This is a genomic window from Candidatus Tokpelaia sp., from assembly GCF_008636115.1.
GTDB lineage: Bacteria > Pseudomonadota > Alphaproteobacteria > Rhizobiales > Rhizobiaceae > QLZD01.
Map to the genome: position 1 here is coordinate 1 of NZ_QLZD01000018.1, position 18,188 is coordinate 18,188.

General features: G+C 53.9%; 14 protein-coding genes and 1 pseudogene. 9 read left to right on the forward strand and 6 right to left on the reverse strand.

Annotated elements, in window-relative coordinates:
- Positions 1-86: 86 nt before the first annotated feature.
- A complete protein-coding gene (locus DPQ22_RS09255) occupies positions 87-215 on the reverse strand; it encodes a hypothetical protein (RefSeq protein ID WP_256371532.1) in 129 nt (42 codons plus the stop codon).
- Positions 216-684: 469 nt separating this feature from the next.
- On the opposite strand from DPQ22_RS09255, the gene DPQ22_RS02005 reads away from it, so the two are divergent.
- The gene (locus DPQ22_RS02005; protein ID WP_150212918.1) at positions 685-963 is read left to right on the forward strand and encodes a DUF1153 domain-containing protein; all 279 of its coding nucleotides are present in this window, start codon (positions 685-687) and stop codon (positions 961-963) included.
- Between the two features lie 425 nt (positions 964-1,388).
- Here the strand turns inward: DPQ22_RS02005 and DPQ22_RS02010 are convergent, their stop codons facing one another.
- Positions 1,389-1,778 (reverse strand): flagellar export protein FliJ, encoded by a 390-nt coding sequence (locus tag DPQ22_RS02010; RefSeq protein ID WP_150212919.1) that lies wholly within the window; start codon positions 1,776-1,778, stop codon positions 1,389-1,391.
- A 531-nt stretch (positions 1,779-2,309) separates the two neighbouring features.
- Between DPQ22_RS02010 and ctrA the strand changes: the two genes are divergently transcribed.
- On the forward strand, positions 2,310-3,017 hold the full coding sequence (gene ctrA / locus DPQ22_RS02015; RefSeq protein WP_150212920.1) for a response regulator transcription factor CtrA: 708 nt from the start codon (positions 2,310-2,312) through the stop codon (positions 3,015-3,017).
- 180 nt (positions 3,018-3,197) lie between these two features.
- Here the strand turns inward: ctrA and DPQ22_RS02020 are convergent, their stop codons facing one another.
- On the reverse strand, positions 3,198-3,878 hold the full coding sequence (locus tag DPQ22_RS02020; protein ID WP_246681433.1) for a histidine phosphotransferase family protein: 681 nt from the start codon (positions 3,876-3,878) through the stop codon (positions 3,198-3,200).
- Positions 3,879-4,185: 307 nt separating this feature from the next.
- Here DPQ22_RS02020 and DPQ22_RS02025 point away from each other — a divergent pair, with 307 nt between their 5' ends.
- The 3 genes and pseudogenes from DPQ22_RS02025 (at position 4,186) to DPQ22_RS02035 (ending at position 7,220) form a co-directional block, all read left to right on the forward strand.
- The gene (locus tag DPQ22_RS02025; RefSeq protein ID WP_246681438.1) at positions 4,186-4,722 is read left to right on the forward strand and encodes a DUF1134 domain-containing protein; all 537 of its coding nucleotides are present in this window, start codon (positions 4,186-4,188) and stop codon (positions 4,720-4,722) included.
- Between the two features lie 77 nt (positions 4,723-4,799).
- Positions 4,800-5,729, forward strand: coding sequence for a hypothetical protein (locus DPQ22_RS02030; protein WP_150212921.1), 930 nt, complete (start codon positions 4,800-4,802; stop codon positions 5,727-5,729).
- A 197-nt stretch (positions 5,730-5,926) separates the two neighbouring features.
- Positions 5,927-7,220 (forward strand): annotated as a pseudogene (locus DPQ22_RS02035) (NCS2 family permease).
- A 124-nt stretch (positions 7,221-7,344) separates the two neighbouring features.
- On the opposite strand, the gene DPQ22_RS02040 reads toward DPQ22_RS02035, so the two are convergent.
- On the reverse strand, positions 7,345-8,688 hold the full coding sequence (locus DPQ22_RS02040) for a CCA tRNA nucleotidyltransferase (protein ID WP_150212922.1): 1,344 nt from the start codon (positions 8,686-8,688) through the stop codon (positions 7,345-7,347).
- A 173-nt stretch (positions 8,689-8,861) separates the two neighbouring features.
- Between DPQ22_RS02040 and DPQ22_RS02045 the strand changes: the two genes are divergently transcribed.
- The 4 genes from DPQ22_RS02045 to DPQ22_RS02060 all read left to right on the forward strand — a co-directional run bounded on the left by DPQ22_RS02045 (position 8,862) and on the right by DPQ22_RS02060 (position 16,455).
- Positions 8,862-10,028, forward strand: coding sequence for an AAA family ATPase (locus DPQ22_RS02045; RefSeq protein ID WP_150212923.1), 1,167 nt, complete (start codon positions 8,862-8,864; stop codon positions 10,026-10,028).
- Positions 10,028-10,927: a DUF58 domain-containing protein gene (locus DPQ22_RS02050; protein ID WP_150212924.1), complete on the forward strand. Its 900-nt coding sequence runs from the start codon at positions 10,028-10,030 to the stop codon at positions 10,925-10,927. Before DPQ22_RS02045 ends, DPQ22_RS02050 begins: the two co-directional genes overlap by 1 nt.
- Before the next feature lie 67 nt (positions 10,928-10,994).
- Entirely contained in the window at positions 10,995-14,054 is a 3,060-nt protein-coding gene (locus tag DPQ22_RS02055) for a DUF4159 domain-containing protein (RefSeq protein WP_150212925.1), read from the forward strand.
- 82 nt (positions 14,055-14,136) lie between these two features.
- Positions 14,137-16,455 carry a hypothetical protein gene (locus DPQ22_RS02060; RefSeq protein WP_150212926.1) on the forward strand — a complete coding sequence of 773 codons (2,319 nt, stop codon included), beginning with the start codon at positions 14,137-14,139 and terminating at the stop codon, positions 16,453-16,455.
- Positions 16,456-16,590: 135 nt separating this feature from the next.
- On the opposite strand, the gene DPQ22_RS02065 is transcribed toward DPQ22_RS02060, so the two are convergent.
- The gene (locus DPQ22_RS02065; RefSeq protein WP_150212927.1) at positions 16,591-16,860 is read right to left on the reverse strand and encodes a hypothetical protein; all 270 of its coding nucleotides are present in this window, start codon (positions 16,858-16,860) and stop codon (positions 16,591-16,593) included.
- Positions 16,861-17,128: 268 nt separating this feature from the next.
- The gene (gene hemF, locus DPQ22_RS02070) at positions 17,129-18,118 is read right to left on the reverse strand and encodes an oxygen-dependent coproporphyrinogen oxidase (protein ID WP_150212928.1); all 990 of its coding nucleotides are present in this window, start codon (positions 18,116-18,118) and stop codon (positions 17,129-17,131) included.
- Positions 18,119-18,188 lie beyond the last annotated feature (70 nt).

Consider the following 18,188-nt stretch of genomic DNA (forward strand, 5'->3'; position numbering starts at 1 on the left):
ATCTTGACTATCAGCCTGCGGGCGGGGCGCTTATAGTCTGGTTTTCGGCTATCGCAAAACCCTGCCGGTTTTGCGGCTGTGATTTTTTATTGTTTTGGGTCACAAGCGCCCAAAACTGCCGGCCCGCCCGACATGGCCACTACCACGCGGGTCTCGCTCGGCTTTTTAGGCAGGCCGAGGCTGTTTAATAATGTTTCCGTCTGTATCTCAGGCATAATCTTCACTTTTAATCTTGACTATCAGCCTGCGGGCGGGGCGCTTATAGTCTGGTTTTCGGCTATCGCAAAACCCTGCCGGTTTTGCGGCTGTGATTTTTTGTTGTTTTGGGTCACAAGCGCCCAAAACTGCCGGCCCGCCCGACAGCTTTGCCGCCTGCCTGTCTTCCGTCCGCAAACTACCGGCCCAGGGCGCTCCTGTTTGACCGAAACGCCGGCTTTGCTCGGCGCAAAAAGACGGTTTTATTTTATAATATTTCACAAAAAAATAAACCTGTATCTTGTTATCATGTTTATCCTTTTTCAATTATTTTAGCAAGTCTATGTTTTTAAAAGGCAATTTTTGTCGTGTTTTGTCTTTTCCCGGTTTAAGGTTAATGTTTCTTTGCCGGGCCTTTAGCTAAATTTTAAAGCTGAACTGCTAGATTTCAACTCTGAAGTATTTGAGACAAACCAAGTAGAGAGTAGCATGACAGGTCTGACAGGATCCCGCGTAATAAAATATGTTATAGGCCCGGACGGCAGCCCGTTGACTATAACAGATCTGCCGCCGGCCAATACCAGGCGGTGGGTTATCCGGCGCAAAGCGCAGATTGTAGCTGCGGTTCGCGGCGGGCTGTTAAGTTTGGAAGAAGCGTGCGGGCGCTATAAACTGACAGTAGAAGAATTTTTATCCTGGCAAATGTCTATTGATGAATATGGGCTGGCGGGGCTGCGCACAACGCGCATTCAGCAATATCGGCATTAAATTGTTCCAGCCCTGCCGTTTCTGCCCATGTCTTGCACGGGCGAAAACGGCGGGCTTGGCTGACCCGCCGGCGCGGCCAAGCCTTATAAATTGCCGCTTTGGTCTTCTGCCAGGCTGCCTTTTTCCTCTGAAATTATGCCGATACAGACCGCCGGGCTGCGCCTTGACCGCCTTTCCCGATTGGCTGCCCTCTCCGCCATTATCGGCTTTTTAGGCCAAATTGCGGTGCCGCCTGGCCGCCTTTTTCGATAATCATGATTTTGGCGCGCGCAAAAGCATGGCAGCAATATTGCTCCCGGTGATGCCATGCTTTATCCGGCGCGCTGCCGCGGCGGCATAAGGCACCGGTTTATTGGCCTGCCGGCCGCCAGATGCCGCCTGATACAGGCAGTGAAAGGCGGCAAATATTCCGCTTATTCTGCTCTTTAGCCGATCATTGCCCGGCGGCGGATAAATTGTATCTCTTCGGGCGGGGTTATCATTTGGCCTTCGCGTTTTTCCAGTTCCCGCGCTTTTTCCAAATCGCCGTTTGCGCGCTGCAATAATAGCCTGGCTGCTTCTTTTCGCTCTTGCAAATTGTTAATTGAATGCAGCAAATTGTCGCGGCGATTGGCGGCTGCTTTGGCAAAAATAGAATAAGCGAAATGGGTATTATCGACTATGCCGCTTTTGCGCTCTTCCTCTTGAATCTGACTGTTCAAGGCCGCTACCATGCGCTGAAACTCGCGCTCCATTGTTTCCAGTTGCTGCAAATGCCGCTGTTTTTCCCGCAGGTGAAAAGTTTTTAAACGCACAAGGCTTGTCGGCGATTTCATAACGCAATACTCCCTTCGCCTTGTCCGGCCTTTAACACCGGAAAAAGCATAAATAACAGACAAATCGGCCGGGTAAAGCCGGCAGGCTTCCCTGAGCGATTCGCAGATTAACAGGCACAGAGTGTGAGGAAATTATTCCTGTCTCCCTGGTTCAGGCACTATAAATGACGAATTTTAAAACAGGGTAAACATATCCACAGGCGATAAAAAAGCCGGCAATGTTTTTTATGATTCAAAATCAAACGGAAAGCGCGGCACAAAAAATACGGCCGCATTTTTTTGCAGTTTATGGCAAATAAATTTTTAATTCTCTTCCCAAGGGAATCATGATTTGTTAACCTTTTTTCGCCATTCTGGTGAAGCGGCAATGCTTCATATGTATCGTGTCCTGCCGATTGCAAAGGGAATTGCCCCTTTTGACTTCCGGGGTTATTTTTCGTTATTTTATTTGAGAGGCAAAGGGGCGTTATCCCCCTTGAGCTGCTGGTTTGCCGGCTGTTAATACAGGCGGAGGAAAGGGAATCTGACAAAATGCGTATATTGCTGATTGAAGATGATAAGGCAACGGCGCAAAGCATAGAGCTTATGCTGAAATCGGAAAGCTTTAATATTTATACCACTGATCTGGGTGAAGAAGGCGTGGATTTAGGCAAATTATATGATTATGATATTATTTTGCTGGATCTTAACCTGCCGGATATGTCGGGCTATGAGGTTTTGCGCTCATTGCGCCTGTTAAAGGTCAAGACACCTATTTTAATTCTTTCCGGCATGGGCGGGACAGAAGATAAAGTGCGCGGCTTCGGCTTTGGCGCTGATGATTATTTGACCAAACCCTTCCATAAAGACGAGCTGATTGCTCGCATTCATGCTATTGTGCGCCGCTCCAAAGGGCATGCCCAATCGGTTATTGCCACGGGCGATCTCATTGTTAATCTTGATGCCAAAACGGTCGAGATTGCCGGCCACCCCGTGCATTTGACCGGTAAGGAATATCAAATGCTGGAATTATTGTCGCTGCGCAAAGGCACAACCTTGACCAAGGAAATGTTTTTGAACCATCTTTATGGCGGCATGGACGAGCCTGAGCTGAAAATTATTGATGTTTTCATTTGCAAATTGCGCAAAAAGCTTGATGCCGTTGCCGGCGGGCAGGATTATATTGAAACTGTCTGGGGGCGCGGTTATGTGCTGCGCGATCCGGTGGTGCAAACGGCCAATATGCGCCAGACAGCATAATATAACATAATCAAGACCCTCTGCCGCGGCGCCGGGTAATATAGGCTTTTCCGCCCGGTTTTTCGGTAAGTGCCGGCTCTCCCGCAAACCCCGCTTTGCCGGCGGGGTTTCGTTTATCTGCTTGATCGGCCCGGCGCATAGCGCCGCGCCTGTGCCGGCCGGCAAATAATATTTCGCTGTTTATTGCGCCAGAAATTCAATAAATTCTGCCTGTTGGGCAATAGCAAGCGGCATGGCAGTTTGGGCGCTGAGCAAAATCAGCCAGTAAAACTGGATATTATGGGCGCTTATGGCTGCTTTTTGTATCAAACCTTGATAAATTTCGGCAAAGGCTGCGGGCAGGCGCAAAAGCGACCCTTCCACATGCAGCAGGAAAAGCGGCTTTTCCTGTTTTTCTTCAATCAGGACAAAAATTTTCCCGCCGCGCGGAATGCTGCCTGCGGCCGCCACAAGCATATTCAGCAGCAATTTTGCCTTATCCTTGGGCAAATAAGGCATTTTTGTCTGCCAGTGCAATTCCGTTTTGTCACTATCCAGATAATGGCGCGCCAGTTTTTCTGCCTCAAGGCTGCTGACAGCATCGCCGGCGCTGCCGGCTGTGCCATAGGCCAGGCGGGCAAATTGCAACCGGGCCGAGGCCTTGGCTGCCGACAGGCGGATAAGGCTCAATGCTTCTTCATCGCCCAGACCTTCTTCATAAAGCTCCATAGCATTATTGATAGCTCCGACAGGAGAAATAAGATCATGGCACAAGCGGCTGGCCAGTAAAGATGCAAGCTCGGCAGGATCCAGCGAAAAATCAGGTTGAGCCTGTGTCATATTGGACCGGAAAGCAGAAAAAGCGGAATAATCAACAGGCATAAAAATCTCCGATTGTATTTTGAAGGCTCTTCCCATAAAATTTTGTCTGGCGCGGCACCCAGGCTCAATTTATAGGCGATTCCGGGCAGATTTGCCAAGCGCAAAAGGGGGGACAAAGTTCATTTTTCGTAAAACACTCTGTCATATTATGCGGTAAATTTTATGCTTCAAGCAGTTCATGCCGTTCAAGCGGCAGCAGGGGGCGGCATTAGGGGGTGAGCGGAAAAGAGGTGAAGGAATGTCTTATCTGGTAAAATTTATCCGCCTGGGCAGGCTGGGCCTGGTTTTGGCCTGCCTTGCTTGGGTGATGCCTTTCTCTGCCCGGGCGGCGGCCCCTGCCAATCCCGATTCGCAGTCGCCCGGCCAATATTCCATGCAGGAGATTATTGATTCCGGCAATAATTTTTTTGGCAGCACCAGCGGCGGTCTGGCCAAAGCGGTGGAGACTATTTTTAAAAAATACGGTATGCCTAATGGTTATATTCAGGGGCAGGAGGCTTCCGGCGCTTTTATTGTCGGCCTGACTTATGGCGAAGGCATTCTTTATACCAAAAATGCGGGGGATCATAAAATGTTCTGGCAGGGGCCTTCGGTCGGTTTTGATGCCGGCGGTGACGGCTCCCGCGCCATGATTCTGGTCTACAAGCTGAGTAATATTGACACAATGTGGGGGCGCTATGGCGGTGTTTCCGGCTCGGCCTATTTTGTCGCCGGTGTCAGCTTTAATGTCCTTTCGCGCCAGGGCGTGCTGCTGGTGCCGATACGCACCGGCATTGGCGCCCGCCTTGGTGTCAATATCAATTATCTGAAACTGACCCGCAAAGCTACCTGGAATCCGCTGTGATAAAACGCCGCTGTCCCGGGAGCCGGCAAGGAATATTGCGCCTTGGCGGCAGCGGTAAATTTAAGGATTGAGCCGCTATGTTTTCTGTGCAATCTGTCCTCGGTTTTATTCTCGGTTTTGCCGCTGCGGTCTTTGTTCTTATCCTGTGCGCGCCGATAATCTGGCGGCGCGCTTTGTTTCTGGCGCAAAAAGTCGTGCGCACCGAATTGCCGCTATCGCTAAAAGAGGTAGAGGCGGATCGCGATTTTTTGCGCGCGCGCCATGCTGTTATTGTCTGCCGCCTGCAAGAGGAGCTGGCGCAGGAAAGGCGGGAAGATTATGCCCGTAAACTGGCCTTGAGCCAGGCGCGTGAGCGGCTGCAACAAATAGATGCCATGGCGGCGCAGGATAAAGCGCGCCGGGCTGAGCTGGAAAAGCGGGATAAAAAAATTGCCGGGCTGGAAGAAACCTGCCGCAATTTGCAGGAGAAGGCCGATAAAGCCTTGCCGCTGAAAAAGGCTGATTTGGCGGAATTTCGCCGGCAGATAAAAATAATAGCCGCTCAGACAGCAGGGTTTATCGCAGCAGAAGAAGGAGAAAATTCTCCCGTTTTGCATTTTGTCGCACCGGCAGAGGAGGCGGAAACGGCAAAGGCCGCTGCCGCTGCCGGCGGCAAGCCGGGGCGGCGGGCGGCGCTTCGCACAGTAAAGGCGGGAGATAAGCCTGCTTTGGCTAAAAATCTGGCCGCCGCTATTTATGAGCAAGCGCAACTGGTTGCGGCAAAAAGCCCGGTAAAAACAGCAAATAGCGGCGAGGAAAAAGAGACAAGCGCTCTTCTGCCGGCGGCAGCCAATATTTTGCCTGTCGCCAAAGCAGAGGGTGAGGCGCAGCCTCCGGCGGCGGCAAAACCGGCCGGGAGCAAAATAAAAAACAGTAAAAAAAAGGCCGGTTTTTCAGATACAGCCAAAATTGCCAAAACCCGCAGCCGCTTAAAGGCTGAAACTGCCGGCTCGCGGGAAAATTCTTGAAAAACTGCTCATAAAGCCGCTATAAATACTCTTCCTGCCGGCTATTACCGGCGGGGAGAGAGGCACAAACAGGCAAAGCTGCGCTTTGCCTGCGTCAAACGCCGTTGCAACGGCGTTTTGTTTGCCGGCGTACTATATTCCCGGCTACAACCATGCCTGCCTTAAACCGGCAATGGGCCATAAATGCAGGAGAATCCATGCTGGAGAGGCTTTTCCATCTCAGCGTTCATAAAACCACACCGCGCATTGAGTTTGTTGCCGGGGTGACGACTTTTTTGACCATGTCTTATATTCTGGCTGTTAATCCCAATATATTGGGCGCTGCGGGCATGGATAGAGAGGCTGTTTTTGTGGCTACCTGCCTGGCCGCCGCCTGCGGCTCACTGATTATGGCTTTTGCCGCCAACTGGCCTGTCGGCCTTGCTCCGGGCATGGGGCTTAATGCTTTTTTTGCTTATAGTGTTGTGCTTGGCATGGGCTATACATGGCAGCAGGCTTTGGGCGCTGTTTTTGTTTCCGGTCTGGTTTTTATTATTTTGACAGCCACGGGCTTGCGCCGCAAATTGCTTGAGGGGGTACCGTCCTCGCTGCGCAGCGCCATTATTGCCGGTATCGGCATGTTTCTGGCGGTTATCGCGCTGACAACAGCCGGTATTATCGCCCCTTCAACCGCTACTTTTGTAAAATTAGGCAATCTGGCTGATTTTGCGCCGCTTATGGCGCTGCTCGGCCTGTTTATTATTGCCGGGCTGGAAGCCTGGCGTGTGAAAGGCGCCATTCTTATCGGTATTCTGGCCATAAGCCTGCTGGCTTTTATAACCGGGAAGAGCGAATTTCACGGCCTGGTTTCTCTGCCGCCGTCACTGGCGCCCAATTTTTGGCAACTGGATATTAGCGGTATTCTCGGCAAGGGCTTTTTTCATATTTTGCTGGTTTTTGTGCTGGTGGAAGTTTTTGATGCTACCGGTGTTTTGCTGGCTGTCGGCACAAAAGCCGGCTTGCTGGGCGAGGGGGAAAAGGGCAAAAACAATCTGGATAAAGCGCTGTTTGCCGACAGCACAGCCATTCTTGCCGGGGCAGTGCTGGGCACAAGCAGCACTACTGCTTATGTAGAAAGCCTGTCGGGGGCGGCCGTGGGCGGGCGCACCGGGCTTACCGCCTGTATAGTCGGCCTGCTCTTTGTCGCCGCTTTGTTTTTTTTCGCCGCTTATTCTGGCTATTCCATCTTATGCTACAGCGCCGGCTTTACTGTTTGTCGCCTGCCTGATGATGCAGGAATTTGCCGAAGTGGACTGGAAAAATATCAGCAATGCCGTGCCCGCCGCTTTGACAGCCCTGATGATGCCGCTGACTTATTCTATCGCCAATGGTCTGGCTTTCGGCTTTATTTCTTATGTGCTGCTTAAGGCGATGACCGGCAAAAGGCGCGAAGTCGCAGGCGCCACCTGGCTTATTGCCGCTTTATTTATTATCCGCTTTGCTGTGGAATAAAAGGTAAAAGCCGAGCCTTTTGGGGGTGCTCCCCGCTATCTTCTGTGGCTGCCTCCTTCGGCTGAGGCGTGTCTGCTGCCTTTCCGGCGTGACACAAGCTCTTGAGGCGGCTCTTATGCGTCTGCTATAATTTTGCCAGCAAGGCGCCTTTATTCAGACTGAAGCCGGAATCCACCCACAAGCCTTCGAGCCTGCGCCGGGCTTTGCCAATAGCAGCGCCGTGCAGGCCTGTTGCCGCCAGATCGCCGCCGCTTAGCGGAAATTGTGGAATCTCCCAGCTTTGGGCCAGTTCCAATAGTCGGCTATAGCTTTGATAATCCTCCTGCTTGTGATAAACATAGGCTTGGGCTGCCGCCAGGCGCAAATTATCCAGAACGGCCTGCAATTTTGGCGCGTATATTGCCAGCTCGCCGCCGCTTTTTGCCTGGCCTGCGGCTTTATCCTGATTGTCCGTTTTAAAGCTGCCGGCCAGATAAAGGCGCCTTTTCATTGCCGCTATATCTATATCCGGCGCAATCGGCTTGACCGCGGCCCAGTTGGCCAGGCGGCGTTTTTCCGCCCCCGACAGGCGCAGCCTTTTGGCCAGGCTTGTCACCCGTTCCGCCCAGGGCGGGACAAGCGCCATCAGCCGCAGCAAGGCGTCAGCTGCCTCGGTCTCTCCTCTCGCTATTGCCGCTTGTTCATCAGCAATCACGCCCGGCATAATATCAAGGCCCCATTTGGCACTTTCCGGCAGGATAATATCCAGAACACCGCAACTGCGCAGCCATAACAGGCTTCGATATGGGTCGGGCACAGTGAGCAGTTTTTTAAATTCGTCCCATATACGCTCGGCCGAGAGCTGTTTTAATCCTTCTTTTAAGGCAGCAATAGCCATTATGGCGCCTTTATCGGGGCGGCCGCGGCCAAAAGCCGCATAAAAGCGGAAAAATCGCAAAATACGCAAATAATCTTCCTTTATCCGGGTTTGTGCCTCGCCGATAAAACGCACATGGCCGTCTTTTATATCGTCTACCCCGCCGCTATAATCATAAAGCCGGCCATCTTTATCAACATAAAGAGCATTGACGGTAAAATCGCGCCGGGCGGCGTCCAGGCTCCAATCGCGGCAAAAGGCTACTTTGGCGCGGCGGCCGTCTGTGGCAATATCGGCGCGCAAACTGGTTACCTGAAAGCGACTGTTCCTGCTGATAACCAGCACAGTGCCAAATTCCACTCCCAAAGGCACAATGCGAAAACCATGCTTTTGGGCGCGCTCAATCACTCGCTCCGGCGTGGCGGTAGTGGCAATGTCAATATCGGTAACCGGTCGCTGCAACAGCGTGTCGCGTACGGCGCCGCCAACCACACGCGCCTCTTCTCCCGGCTCGGCCAAAGCGGCCAGCAGGTTTTGCAAATCAGGCCGGTAAAGCCAGGCGGCCTCCGGCGTTTTTTGTAAAAAAGCATTATGTGTTGAAAACCGTTTCATGCCGATAATCTTTTCTGCTCAGGCCGGGTTTTATATGCTAATCAAAGCGCACAGGCCGTTTTGCCCGGCAGCCCGATTCCGCCGCCGGCGCGCCGGCTGGCGGGGGCAGGCTTTGCGATTCCCCAGACCCCGCGCTATATTACATTTAGGACAAGCAGGAGCAACAGCAAACCATGGCCGCAACACCCAATTCTGCTAAAACTGCTCGCGTCAAGGCACCGCAGACTGCGCCAAAGGCCAGGTTGTCAAAAACCGCGGCGGCAAAGCCGGCCAAAGCTTCACCGCAGCCTTATGATACGCCGCTATTTGCCGCTGCTGCCCCGCAGGCGGGGGATATTGTCGCCGCGGCTGATAAAGCGCTGGCGCTTTTGGCTGAATTGCGTAAAAATCTTGCTCAGGTGATTTTTGGGCAGGATAAAGTGGTGGAGCAGGTTTTGACGGCGCTGCTGGCGGGCGGCCATGCGTTGCTGGTGGGGGTGCCGGGGCTTGCCAAAACCAAATTGGTGGAAACTCTGGGCATTGTTTTAAGCCTTGATGAAAAGCGTATTCAATTTACGCCTGATTTAATGCCTGCCGATATTATCGGCTCGGAAGTGATGGAAGAAGATGCCAAAGGCCGGCGCTCTTTCCGCTATATTCAAGGCCCGGTTTTTGCCCAGTTGCTCATGGGTGATGAAATCAACCGTGCCAGCCCGCGCACCCAGGCGGCTCTCCTGCAGGCCATGCAGGAATATCATGTAACTATTGCCGGCAAGCGCTATGATTTGCCGCGTCCTTTCCATGTTCTGGCCACACAAAACCCGCTGGAGCAAGAGGGCACTTACCCGCTGCCGGAAGCGCAGCTTGACCGGTTTTTAATGCAGATTGACATTTCCTATCCCGACAGGGAGACAGAAAAGCATATTGCCCTGGCGACAACCGGGGCGGCACCGGCACACCCGCAGGCGGCGCTTGTCCCCGCCCGGCTGGTGGAAATGCAGGAGCTTGTCCGCTATATGCCAATGCCGGAAAATGTATTAAATGCCATTGTGACTCTGGTGCGCGCCTGCCGCCCGCCTGAAGAGGAAGAGACAGAGACAATAAGGCCGGCAGCGGCCTTGCGCGCGGCTGAGACAGGGCAGTTTATTGCCTGGGGGCCGGGGCCGCGCGCTACCCAGGCTTTATCGCTTTGTGTGCGGGCGCGCGCTTTGCTGCAAGGACGCCTGGCCCCTGCTATAGCTGATGTGCGCGCTTTGGCGTGCCCGGTATTGCAGCATCGTATGGCGCTTAACTTTGCCGCCCGGGCGGCCAATATCCGACTGACGGCATTGATTGATAATCTGGCCGGGGGGCTGGAATAATGACTATGGGGGCAAACAGCCGCCGGCCGGTGCTGCCCTCGCTGCTGGCAGAGGCAGGGGCGCAGGCCGCACGGCTGGAACAGGTGCTGTGGCGGGCGCGGCGGCTGGCAGAAACTGTGGCACAGGGGCAGCGCCGGCAGCGCAAGCGCGGCCAGGGAGAAAATTTCCGCCAGTTTCGCCTGTATCAGGCAGGAGAAGCAAGCAGCAGCATTGACTGGCGGCGCTCAAGCCGCGATGATGAATTTTATATTCGTGATAAAGAGCATGAAATTGCGCAAACTGTTTATCTGATGCCGGATTTGAGCGCCTCAATGCACTATTGCTCGCGTCAGGCGCTGTGCTCTAAAGAAGAGCGCGCTTTGCTGTGGCTGTTTATGCTGGCGGAGTTTTTTGTGAAAAGCGGCGAGCGCGTGGCCGTGCCGGGGCTGTTGCCGCCAGGCCTTGGCCGCAATGCCGCCGAAAAACTGGCTGCCGCTTTGCTTGAGTATAAATCCTACCCGCAAACAAGCGGCATAAAGGCAGATTTTGCTGCTGTCGGCAGCAAGGCTCATTGTATTATTATCAGCGATTTTTTGGATAAGGTCGAAGATTGGGAGAGAATTTTTGCCTTACTGGCAGAGAAGGGAGCCCATATCGGCCTGATTATTATTGCCGATCCGGCCGAGACTGATTTTCCCTTTAGCGGCGATACGGTGTTTTGCGACCCCGAAAGCGGAGAGGAAGTCTATTTCGGCCAGGTGCAGACTATGGCCGCCGCTTATAGAGAAATTTATCAGCAGCAGCGGCAGAGCCTGGCCCGGCAGGCTGCAGCTTTTGGCGGAACGCTGCTTGAAGACGAAACCAATGCGCCGCTGCAAAACAGAATAGAAAAACTGGAGAGATTTTTGCAGCGCGATTGACAGATTGCAAATTGCTTTTATGCTTTAAGGCCAGTGTTTTTGGGCGCGAATATTTTCGGGATTGCGTATGAACGGCTTTAGCTTTGCCGCCTCTTATATTTTGTGGGCATTATTGGCTTTGCCGGCTTTATGGTGGCTGTTGCGCCTGACACCGCCCCGGCCGCAAGTGGAAATATTCCCGCCATTGCGCCTGTTGCGCGGCCTGCAGGGGGCAGAGACACAGGCTTTGCGGTGCCCGTGGTGGCTGATAATGCTGCGGCTGGGGCTTGCCGCTCTGCTGATTCTGGCTTTTGCCCGGCCGGTGCAAAACCGCGGCCTGTCCTTTGCCGTGAATGGGGGGCCGGTAATAATAATGCTGGATAACGGCTTTGCCGCTTATCCGCATAAAGACAGGGTCAGAGCAGAGGCACAAAAATTGCTTGCTGCGGCGGCAGCGACAAACAGCCTTGTTTATATTATCCCCACAGCCGGGGCAATGGGGGCAGAAATCGGCCCTTATAGCAGTATTGAGGCAAAATCAGTTATTGACCGGCTGAGCTATTCTGCCATTGCGGTGCGCCGTGATCGCGCCTTTGCCCGGCTGGCGGAAATTGCCGCCCAAAATCCGGGCGGAGCCGGGCTGCATAGTGCCTATCTGACGGACGGTCTGGCCGCGGCAGGAGATAAAAAAGCTTTTGCTTTATTGTCAAACCTGCCTGTCGCCGAGCTGCTGTGGTATCAACCGCAGGTGGATCTTATTGGCATTACTGCGGCGGAAAACGGCGCAGACGGGCTGCATTTCACCGTGATACGGGCGGCTGACAAGCAAGAGGCAAGCGGCCGCCTTGCTGCTTATGACGAAAAAGCGCAAATAGTGGCTGAGCAGGATTTTCATTTTGCCGCCGGGGCAGAGACAGCACAGGGGCTTTTTGCCCTGCCGGCGGAAATTCGCAATGATATTGCCTGGCTGCAACTGCTGCCTGCCGGGCAAAACGGCCGGAGCGGCCTGCATAATGCTGCCGGTTTGCGGCTGCTGGATACAGGCAAAAAGCAAAAAACTGTGGCGATTTTGGCGCCGGCGCAAAGCCGGCTGGCACAGCCGCTTTTATCGCCGCTTTATTATGTCGCCAAAGCATTGGAAAAGGCGCCGCAAGTGGCCGGCGGCAAGGTTTTGCAGGCTGATAGCGGCAGTTTTGAGCAAAATATTGATATGCTGCTTAAGGCCCGGCCGGCTTTGCTGATTATGGGGGATATTGCCGCTATCCCCGCGCCGGCGCAACAGAAATTACGCCGCTTTGTGGAAAAAGGCGGCACTTTATTGCGCTTTGCCGGGCCGGCGCTGGCCAATGCCGATAACAGCAAAGCCGGCAGCGGCCCGGCTGCTGCGGCAGCGGCGGCAGAGAGTTTGCTGCCTGTGCCTTTGCGGCGCGGTGAGCGCAGTTTTGGCGGCGCGCTAAGCTGGGAAAAGCCGCAAAAACTGGCGCCTTTCCCGCCGGACAGCCCGTTTTACGGGCAGGCGCTGCCGCAAGATGTGCTGGTTTTTCGCCAGATTCTGGCCGAGCCTTCGGCCGATTTATTTGATAAAAGCTGGGTCGCACTGACAGATGGCACGCCGTTAGTATCGAGCGCTGCGCTGGGCCGGGGGCGGCTGGTCTTTGTCCATACCGGGTTAGACAGCGGCTGGTCAAACCTGGCTTTATCGGGCTTTTTTGTTGATATGCTGCAAAAACTGGTAGCGATTTCCGGCAGTAGCGGGCGGGTTATGCGCCGGCAAGGTGACGCTGTGCTGGCACCTTATCGTATTATTACCGCAGAGGGCGTATTGGCCGCAGCACCCGATTATATTCGCGCGCTCAAGCTGCAAGAGGCCAAGGCAGAAGCGCCGGATTTTTATCACCCGCCCGGTTTTTACGGCACGCGCAATGCTCTTTATCCTCTTAATCTGCTGGGGGATAAGAGCCGGTTTGCGGCTTTGCCTTTGCCGCTTTTGCCGGCGGTAAAGCCTATGTCTTATGCCGGGCCGGAGACAAATTGGCAAAACCGCTTATTGATTGCCGCTTTTTGCCTGTTTATTATGGATATAATTTTAAGCCTGCTTAAAACCGGTAATATTGGCTGGCGGATTTTTAGACCGGGCCGCCGCAGCAAGGCCGTGGGCGCGGGGTGGCAGGCCGGGCTGCGCCGCAAAATGGGTGATTGGCGCGGCAAAAGCAGGCTAAAAGCTCCCGGCAGCAGTAAATTGCTGTTTATCGGCCTGTTTTTCGGGCTGACTGCCGCTTTTGTCGGTATTATTGCTGCGCCAGTGCCGGCGCAGCCGGCTGCGGCCAAAACAGCACAAATTATTGCGCTAAAGGCGCAAAACAGCGCAGAGCAGGAAGATAGAATATCGGATAAAGCGCCCAGTGCGGTTTTGGCCGGTAAAACGCGTTTGGCCTATGTGTTGACCGGCAAAGCGGAGCTTGATGCTGTCAGCAAAGCCGGTTTGCAAAATTTAAGCCGTTTCATTGAGCGGCGCACCACGATTGAGCCGGGCAATATTGTCGGTATTGACCCGGCCCGTGATGAACTGGCCTTTTATCCGCTGATTTACTGGCCGATTGATGCGCAAACGCCTATGCCGGCGCGGCAGGCGATTGATAATATGGATTCTTATATGCGCCGCGGCGGCACAATTTTGTTTGACACGCGCGATGCTTTGCAAACCGGCCTGCAATTAGACGGTGCCGGTGCCAATACAAGCCGCTTGCGCGCGATTTTGGCCGGGCTTAATGTGCCGCCGCTTATCCCCGCTCCGCCGGAACATGTCATTGCCCGCTCTTTTTACATTATGCCGGATTTCCCCGGCCACTATCGCAATTCGCCATTATGGATAGCCGCCGGCGCCGATTCTGCCGCCACAAATGGTGAAACGCCGCTTATCCGCGCCGGTGACGGTGTCAGCCCTATTTTGATTACCGCCAATGACTTTGCCGGCGCCTGGGCCGATGACGGCAAAGGCGGTTTTTTATTTCCGCTGGTGCCGGACGGTGAGGAACAGCGGCTTTGGGCTTTTCGCGGCGGTTTAAACATTATCATGTATATATTGACCGGCAATTATAAGGCTGATCAAATGCATATGCCGGAATTATTGCGCCGCTTAAGCCCGTAAAACGGCATGGCAAACGCTTCGCGGTAAAACGCCCTGCGGCCAAAAGCTGCGGCACAGATTGAGAAAGTTCAAGGCCTGTTTGATGAGCTATTCCTTGTATTTTGAGCCTGTATTGCGCCTTGTCCCGCTTGCGGCTCTGGCGCTTGCCGGCTGTCTGCCTTTGGCTTTGGCGCTTTATAGGCAAAGCCGCAGTGCCTGGTTGCGGCTTTTAACTTTCGGCTTTTTTATTTGTCTGCTGTTAAACCCGATTATGGTGAAGGAAACAAGCCGGCCGCTTTCCACTATTATTGCGGTGGTGATTGATAATAGCCGGAGCCAGAATTTCGGCACGCGCAAGCGGGATACAGAGCAGGCGCTGGCGGCTCTGAAACAGGGGCTCGGCCGCTTGCCGCAAATTGAAGCGCGTTTTGTGCAGGCAGCGCGGCAGGACAATAATCCAGACAGCGATACTCTATTGGCAACGCGGCTTTTTACCCCGCTACAGGAGGCGCTGGCCGATGTGCCGCCGGCGCGTATTGGCGGAGCGATTATAATAACAGATGGACAAGTGGCTGATATTCCCGCTTTATCGGCAGCAGATTCCGCCGCTGCCCTTGCCGAAGCGCCAGACGAAGGCAATAGAGGATTTGTCGAAGCGTCAGACGAAGGTAAAAGCAGACTTGCCGAAGCGTCAGACGAAGGCAAAAGCAGACTTGCCGCCAGATTGGGTTTTGATGCGCCTGTCAATGCGCTTATTAGCGGCAATGGCCAGGAATATGATCGCCGCCTGCGCTTTATTAAGGCGCCGCGCTTCGGCCTTGCCGGCAAAGAAGTGCCGCTTTCTTTCACTGTGCAAGATGAAGGGGCTATGCCTGCCGGTCTGCCGCCGCCGATAATAGAGCTGTTTGTCAATGGTGAAAAACAGGGGAGCTATCCGGTGCGGCCCGGGGCAGAAACAGCGCTGACCGTCACTCTGCCCCGAACCGGCAGCAATATTATTGAGCTGAAAACGCCTGAAATAGAGGGGGAAGTGACGGCTGTTAACAATCATGCCGCTATTATTATTGACGGTGTGCGTGAAAATTTGAAAGTGCTGCTGGTTTCCGGCGAGCCGCATAACGGCCTGCGTGTCTGGCGGGATTTGTTAAAAAGCGATACCGGCGTTGATCTGGTGCATTTCACCATTTTGCGCCCGCCGGAAAAACAGGATAATACGCCAATATATCAATTATCGCTGATTGTCTTCCCCACGACTGATTTATTTGTCAACCGGCTGAAGGATTTTGATCTGGTTATTTTTGATCGCTATCAGCATTATGCCGTGCTGCCGCTGGCCTATTATGATTATATGGCGCGCTATGTTGAAAATGGCGGCGCTTTGCTTATGGCTGTCGGGCCGGAATTTTCCGGCGGCAGATCGCTGGCTTTAACGCCACTTTCCCGCATTCTTCCGGCGCGACCTACCGGCAATATTTTTGAAAAGCCGTTTTTGCCGCAACTGACTGAGGCCGGCCGGCGCCACCCGGTTACTCAAAATCTGGAGGGCGGCGCCACTACTCCGCCCAAATGGGGGCCGTGGCTGCGGCAGATTGAGGTAGAAGCCGATAAAGACAGTATGGTATTGATGCAGGGGGTTGATAAAGCGCCGCTTATGCTGCTTGCCGCCAAAGGCCGGGGCCGTGTTGGCATGCTGCTTTCTGATGAAGGCTGGCTGTGGGCGCGCGATTATCAGGGCGGCGGGCCTTATGCCTCGCTTTACCGGCGCATGGCGCATTGGCTGATGAAAGAGCCGGAGCTGGAAGAGGAAAACCTGACCGCCAGAGCGCAGGGTTACACAATATTTGTTGAGCGGCGCACCATGAAAGAGGAGACGCTTGCGTCCCCGCCCGCTGCCGCTGCAAAGGATAAAACGGCGCCATACTCTGCGCCTTCCGCATCGGCTGCCAATAGCCCGATTGGCCGGTTTCATATTACTTTGCCGAGCGGCAGGACAATGGAGATACAGCCGCAAAAAGCGGCAGACGGGCTGTATAAAGCCCGCTTTGACAGCCCGGAAACAGGGCTTGTCCGCATTGGCAATGGTGATAAAAATGTAATTGTGCATGCCGGAGTGCCCAATCAGCCGGAATATGAGGATATTATCTCAACGCCGGAGAAGCTTGCCCCTATTGCTGCCGCGACCGGCGGCCATGTGCTGCGGCTGCGGCCAAAAGCACAAGATAATGTGCATATTGGCGCGATAAAATTGCTGAGCGCCAAAGCAGGCCTGAGCACCGCCGCAGCCGATAGTCTGGTTTTGCGCCAAAGCGCGGCCAGCGCCCCGGTGGCGGAAGAGCGGCTGCCGCTTATGCACAATATTTGGGCGCTGCTCATTGGCCTTGGGCTGCTGGCGCTGACCTGGTGGCGTGAAGGCCGCGCGTAAAGCTGAAAAGCCTCTTGATGTAAACAGAGGAGTGAAAACAAATATTTGCAATAAAATCAATAAATAAGATTGATGATAAAGAGTGGCGATTGCGGGGTGCGGCCGGCCGCTGCCGCTGCTTTAATGCAATATATGTTACTTCAAGCGCCACGGACCGCTTTCTCTAATTTGTTCTACAGCACCTTCTGCTTCAAGCTCACGCAGGAGAGCGACTACCCAAAATTGCTGCTGGGAACTAAAAGCTTTAGCGTAATCTCCCCAATCGAGGCCGCAAAGGCGAAATATTTCAGCTTGCCTGATACCTTTACCGTTTTTGTGCCCTTCCGGATATTTTTTCAAAGCCGATAGCGCCAATTCTTTGGCCTTTGAACGAAGCTCAGATCCCTGCTGCTGTAACGCATTCATAATGATATTTTCCTGTTAACCAAGACAGTCATCATATTACCCCTAAAATTTCAACAGCGCATACCCTGTTCCTGAAATATTTTTCTTGTTCCACAGCCGCAAAAACAGGCTCTGCTGGCCAGGATAATTTGACCCGCAGGGCTGCGCTGTTTAGTTTAAGGCCATTTCACCATGGGCGGCAGTTTTGCCCGCCTGAAAAGGAGATTTTCAGGATTAAGAGGCAAAACAAAGGAGAGACTCTCTGCCGCTTTCAGCAGCGGCAAATTTGTTAGGGCCATTTTACCATGGGCGGCAGAGAGGATAAAATCGCCTCTGTATTGCCGCCGGTTTTAAAGCCGAATAAAGTGCCGCGATCATAAAGCAGGTTAAATTCCACATAGCGGCCGCGGCGGATAAGCTGCTCTTCCCGCTCGGCTTCGAGCCATGTTTTATGATAATTATTGCGCACAATTTGCGGATAAACGGCAGCAAAACTGGCGCCGACATCGCGGGTAAAGGCAAAGCGCCGGTCAAAGCTGTCTTTTTCTGCCGAAAACTGCATTTGATCATAAAATATGCCGCCAATGCCGCGCGGCTCACGCCGATGCGGCAAATAAAAATAGTCGTCACACCATTGGCGCATATGGGCATAATCAGCAACAGCTTTGTGCCGGGCGCAGGCTGCCTGCATGGCCTGGTGAAAAATCTGCGCATCGGGATCGGCCTGTGAGCGGCGGGCGGCCAGCATGGGGGTTAAATCCGCCCCGCCGCCAAACCAGTGTCTGGCGGTGAGAATCAGGCGTGTATTCATATGCGCTGCCGGCACATGCGGGCTGCGCGGGTGGGCAATGACCGATATGCCGGAGGCCCAATAGCGCGGATCTTCTTCCGCTCCGGCGATCTGGCTTTGATATTCCGGCGCAAATTCCCCATAAACGGTGGAAATATGCACGGCGGCTTTTTCAAAAACCCGGCCGTGCAAAACCGCCATGACACCGCCGCCGCTATGCTCCCCCGGCTGTTGCCACGGGGTTTTGACAAACCCGCTCGCGGATCGGCCGGCCGGACAGGCTGGCCTGTGGCCAGGCCGCCCTGTGACTGCGCCGGCAAAACAGGAATCTCCCTCAGGCAAGTCAGCCTGCCGGTTGACGGGGTGGCCAGGTTGAAGTTCCGGCAGCGCGGCTGCCTCTTCTTCCAGTTTTTCAAAGGCGGTGCAAATTTTGTCACGCAAGGCGGCAAACCAGTCTTGTGCCTGTTGTTTTTTCTCTTCAATCTTCATAGAGTTTGCGCTATTGTTGGGACAGGCGCGCCCGGCCGGAACCGCCGGCTATTGCGTATGCGCTGTCGTG

What these genes read in the sequence shown, in the direction of transcription:
- DPQ22_RS02040 (WP_150212922.1), bottom strand. Translation starts at nt 8,688, where the DNA reads ATGAAACGGTTTTCAACACATAATGCTTTTTTACAAAAAACGCCGGAG.
- DPQ22_RS02005 (WP_150212918.1), top strand. Translation starts at nt 685, where the DNA reads ATGACAGGTCTGACAGGATCCCGCGTAATAAAATATGTTATAGGCCCG.
- DPQ22_RS09255 (WP_256371532.1), bottom strand. Translation starts at nt 215, where the DNA reads ATGCCTGAGATACAGACGGAAACATTATTAAACAGCCTCGGCCTGCCT.
- DPQ22_RS02060 (WP_150212926.1), top strand. Translation starts at nt 14,137, where the DNA reads ATGAGCTATTCCTTGTATTTTGAGCCTGTATTGCGCCTTGTCCCGCTT.
- DPQ22_RS02050 (WP_150212924.1), top strand. Translation starts at nt 10,028, where the DNA reads ATGACTATGGGGGCAAACAGCCGCCGGCCGGTGCTGCCCTCGCTGCTG.
- hemF (WP_150212928.1), bottom strand. Translation starts at nt 18,118, where the DNA reads ATGAAGATTGAAGAGAAAAAACAACAGGCACAAGACTGGTTTGCCGCC.
- DPQ22_RS02025 (WP_246681438.1), top strand. Translation starts at nt 4,186, where the DNA reads ATGCCTTTCTCTGCCCGGGCGGCGGCCCCTGCCAATCCCGATTCGCAG.
- DPQ22_RS02045 (WP_150212923.1), top strand. Translation starts at nt 8,862, where the DNA reads ATGGCCGCAACACCCAATTCTGCTAAAACTGCTCGCGTCAAGGCACCG.
- DPQ22_RS02010 (WP_150212919.1), bottom strand. Translation starts at nt 1,778, where the DNA reads ATGAAATCGCCGACAAGCCTTGTGCGTTTAAAAACTTTTCACCTGCGG.
- DPQ22_RS02055 (WP_150212925.1), top strand. Translation starts at nt 10,995, where the DNA reads ATGAACGGCTTTAGCTTTGCCGCCTCTTATATTTTGTGGGCATTATTG.
- ctrA (WP_150212920.1), top strand. Translation starts at nt 2,310, where the DNA reads ATGCGTATATTGCTGATTGAAGATGATAAGGCAACGGCGCAAAGCATA.
- DPQ22_RS02030 (WP_150212921.1), top strand. Translation starts at nt 4,800, where the DNA reads ATGTTTTCTGTGCAATCTGTCCTCGGTTTTATTCTCGGTTTTGCCGCT.
- DPQ22_RS02065 (WP_150212927.1), bottom strand. Translation starts at nt 16,860, where the DNA reads ATGAATGCGTTACAGCAGCAGGGATCTGAGCTTCGTTCAAAGGCCAAA.
- DPQ22_RS02020 (WP_246681433.1), bottom strand. Translation starts at nt 3,878, where the DNA reads ATGCCTGTTGATTATTCCGCTTTTTCTGCTTTCCGGTCCAATATGACA.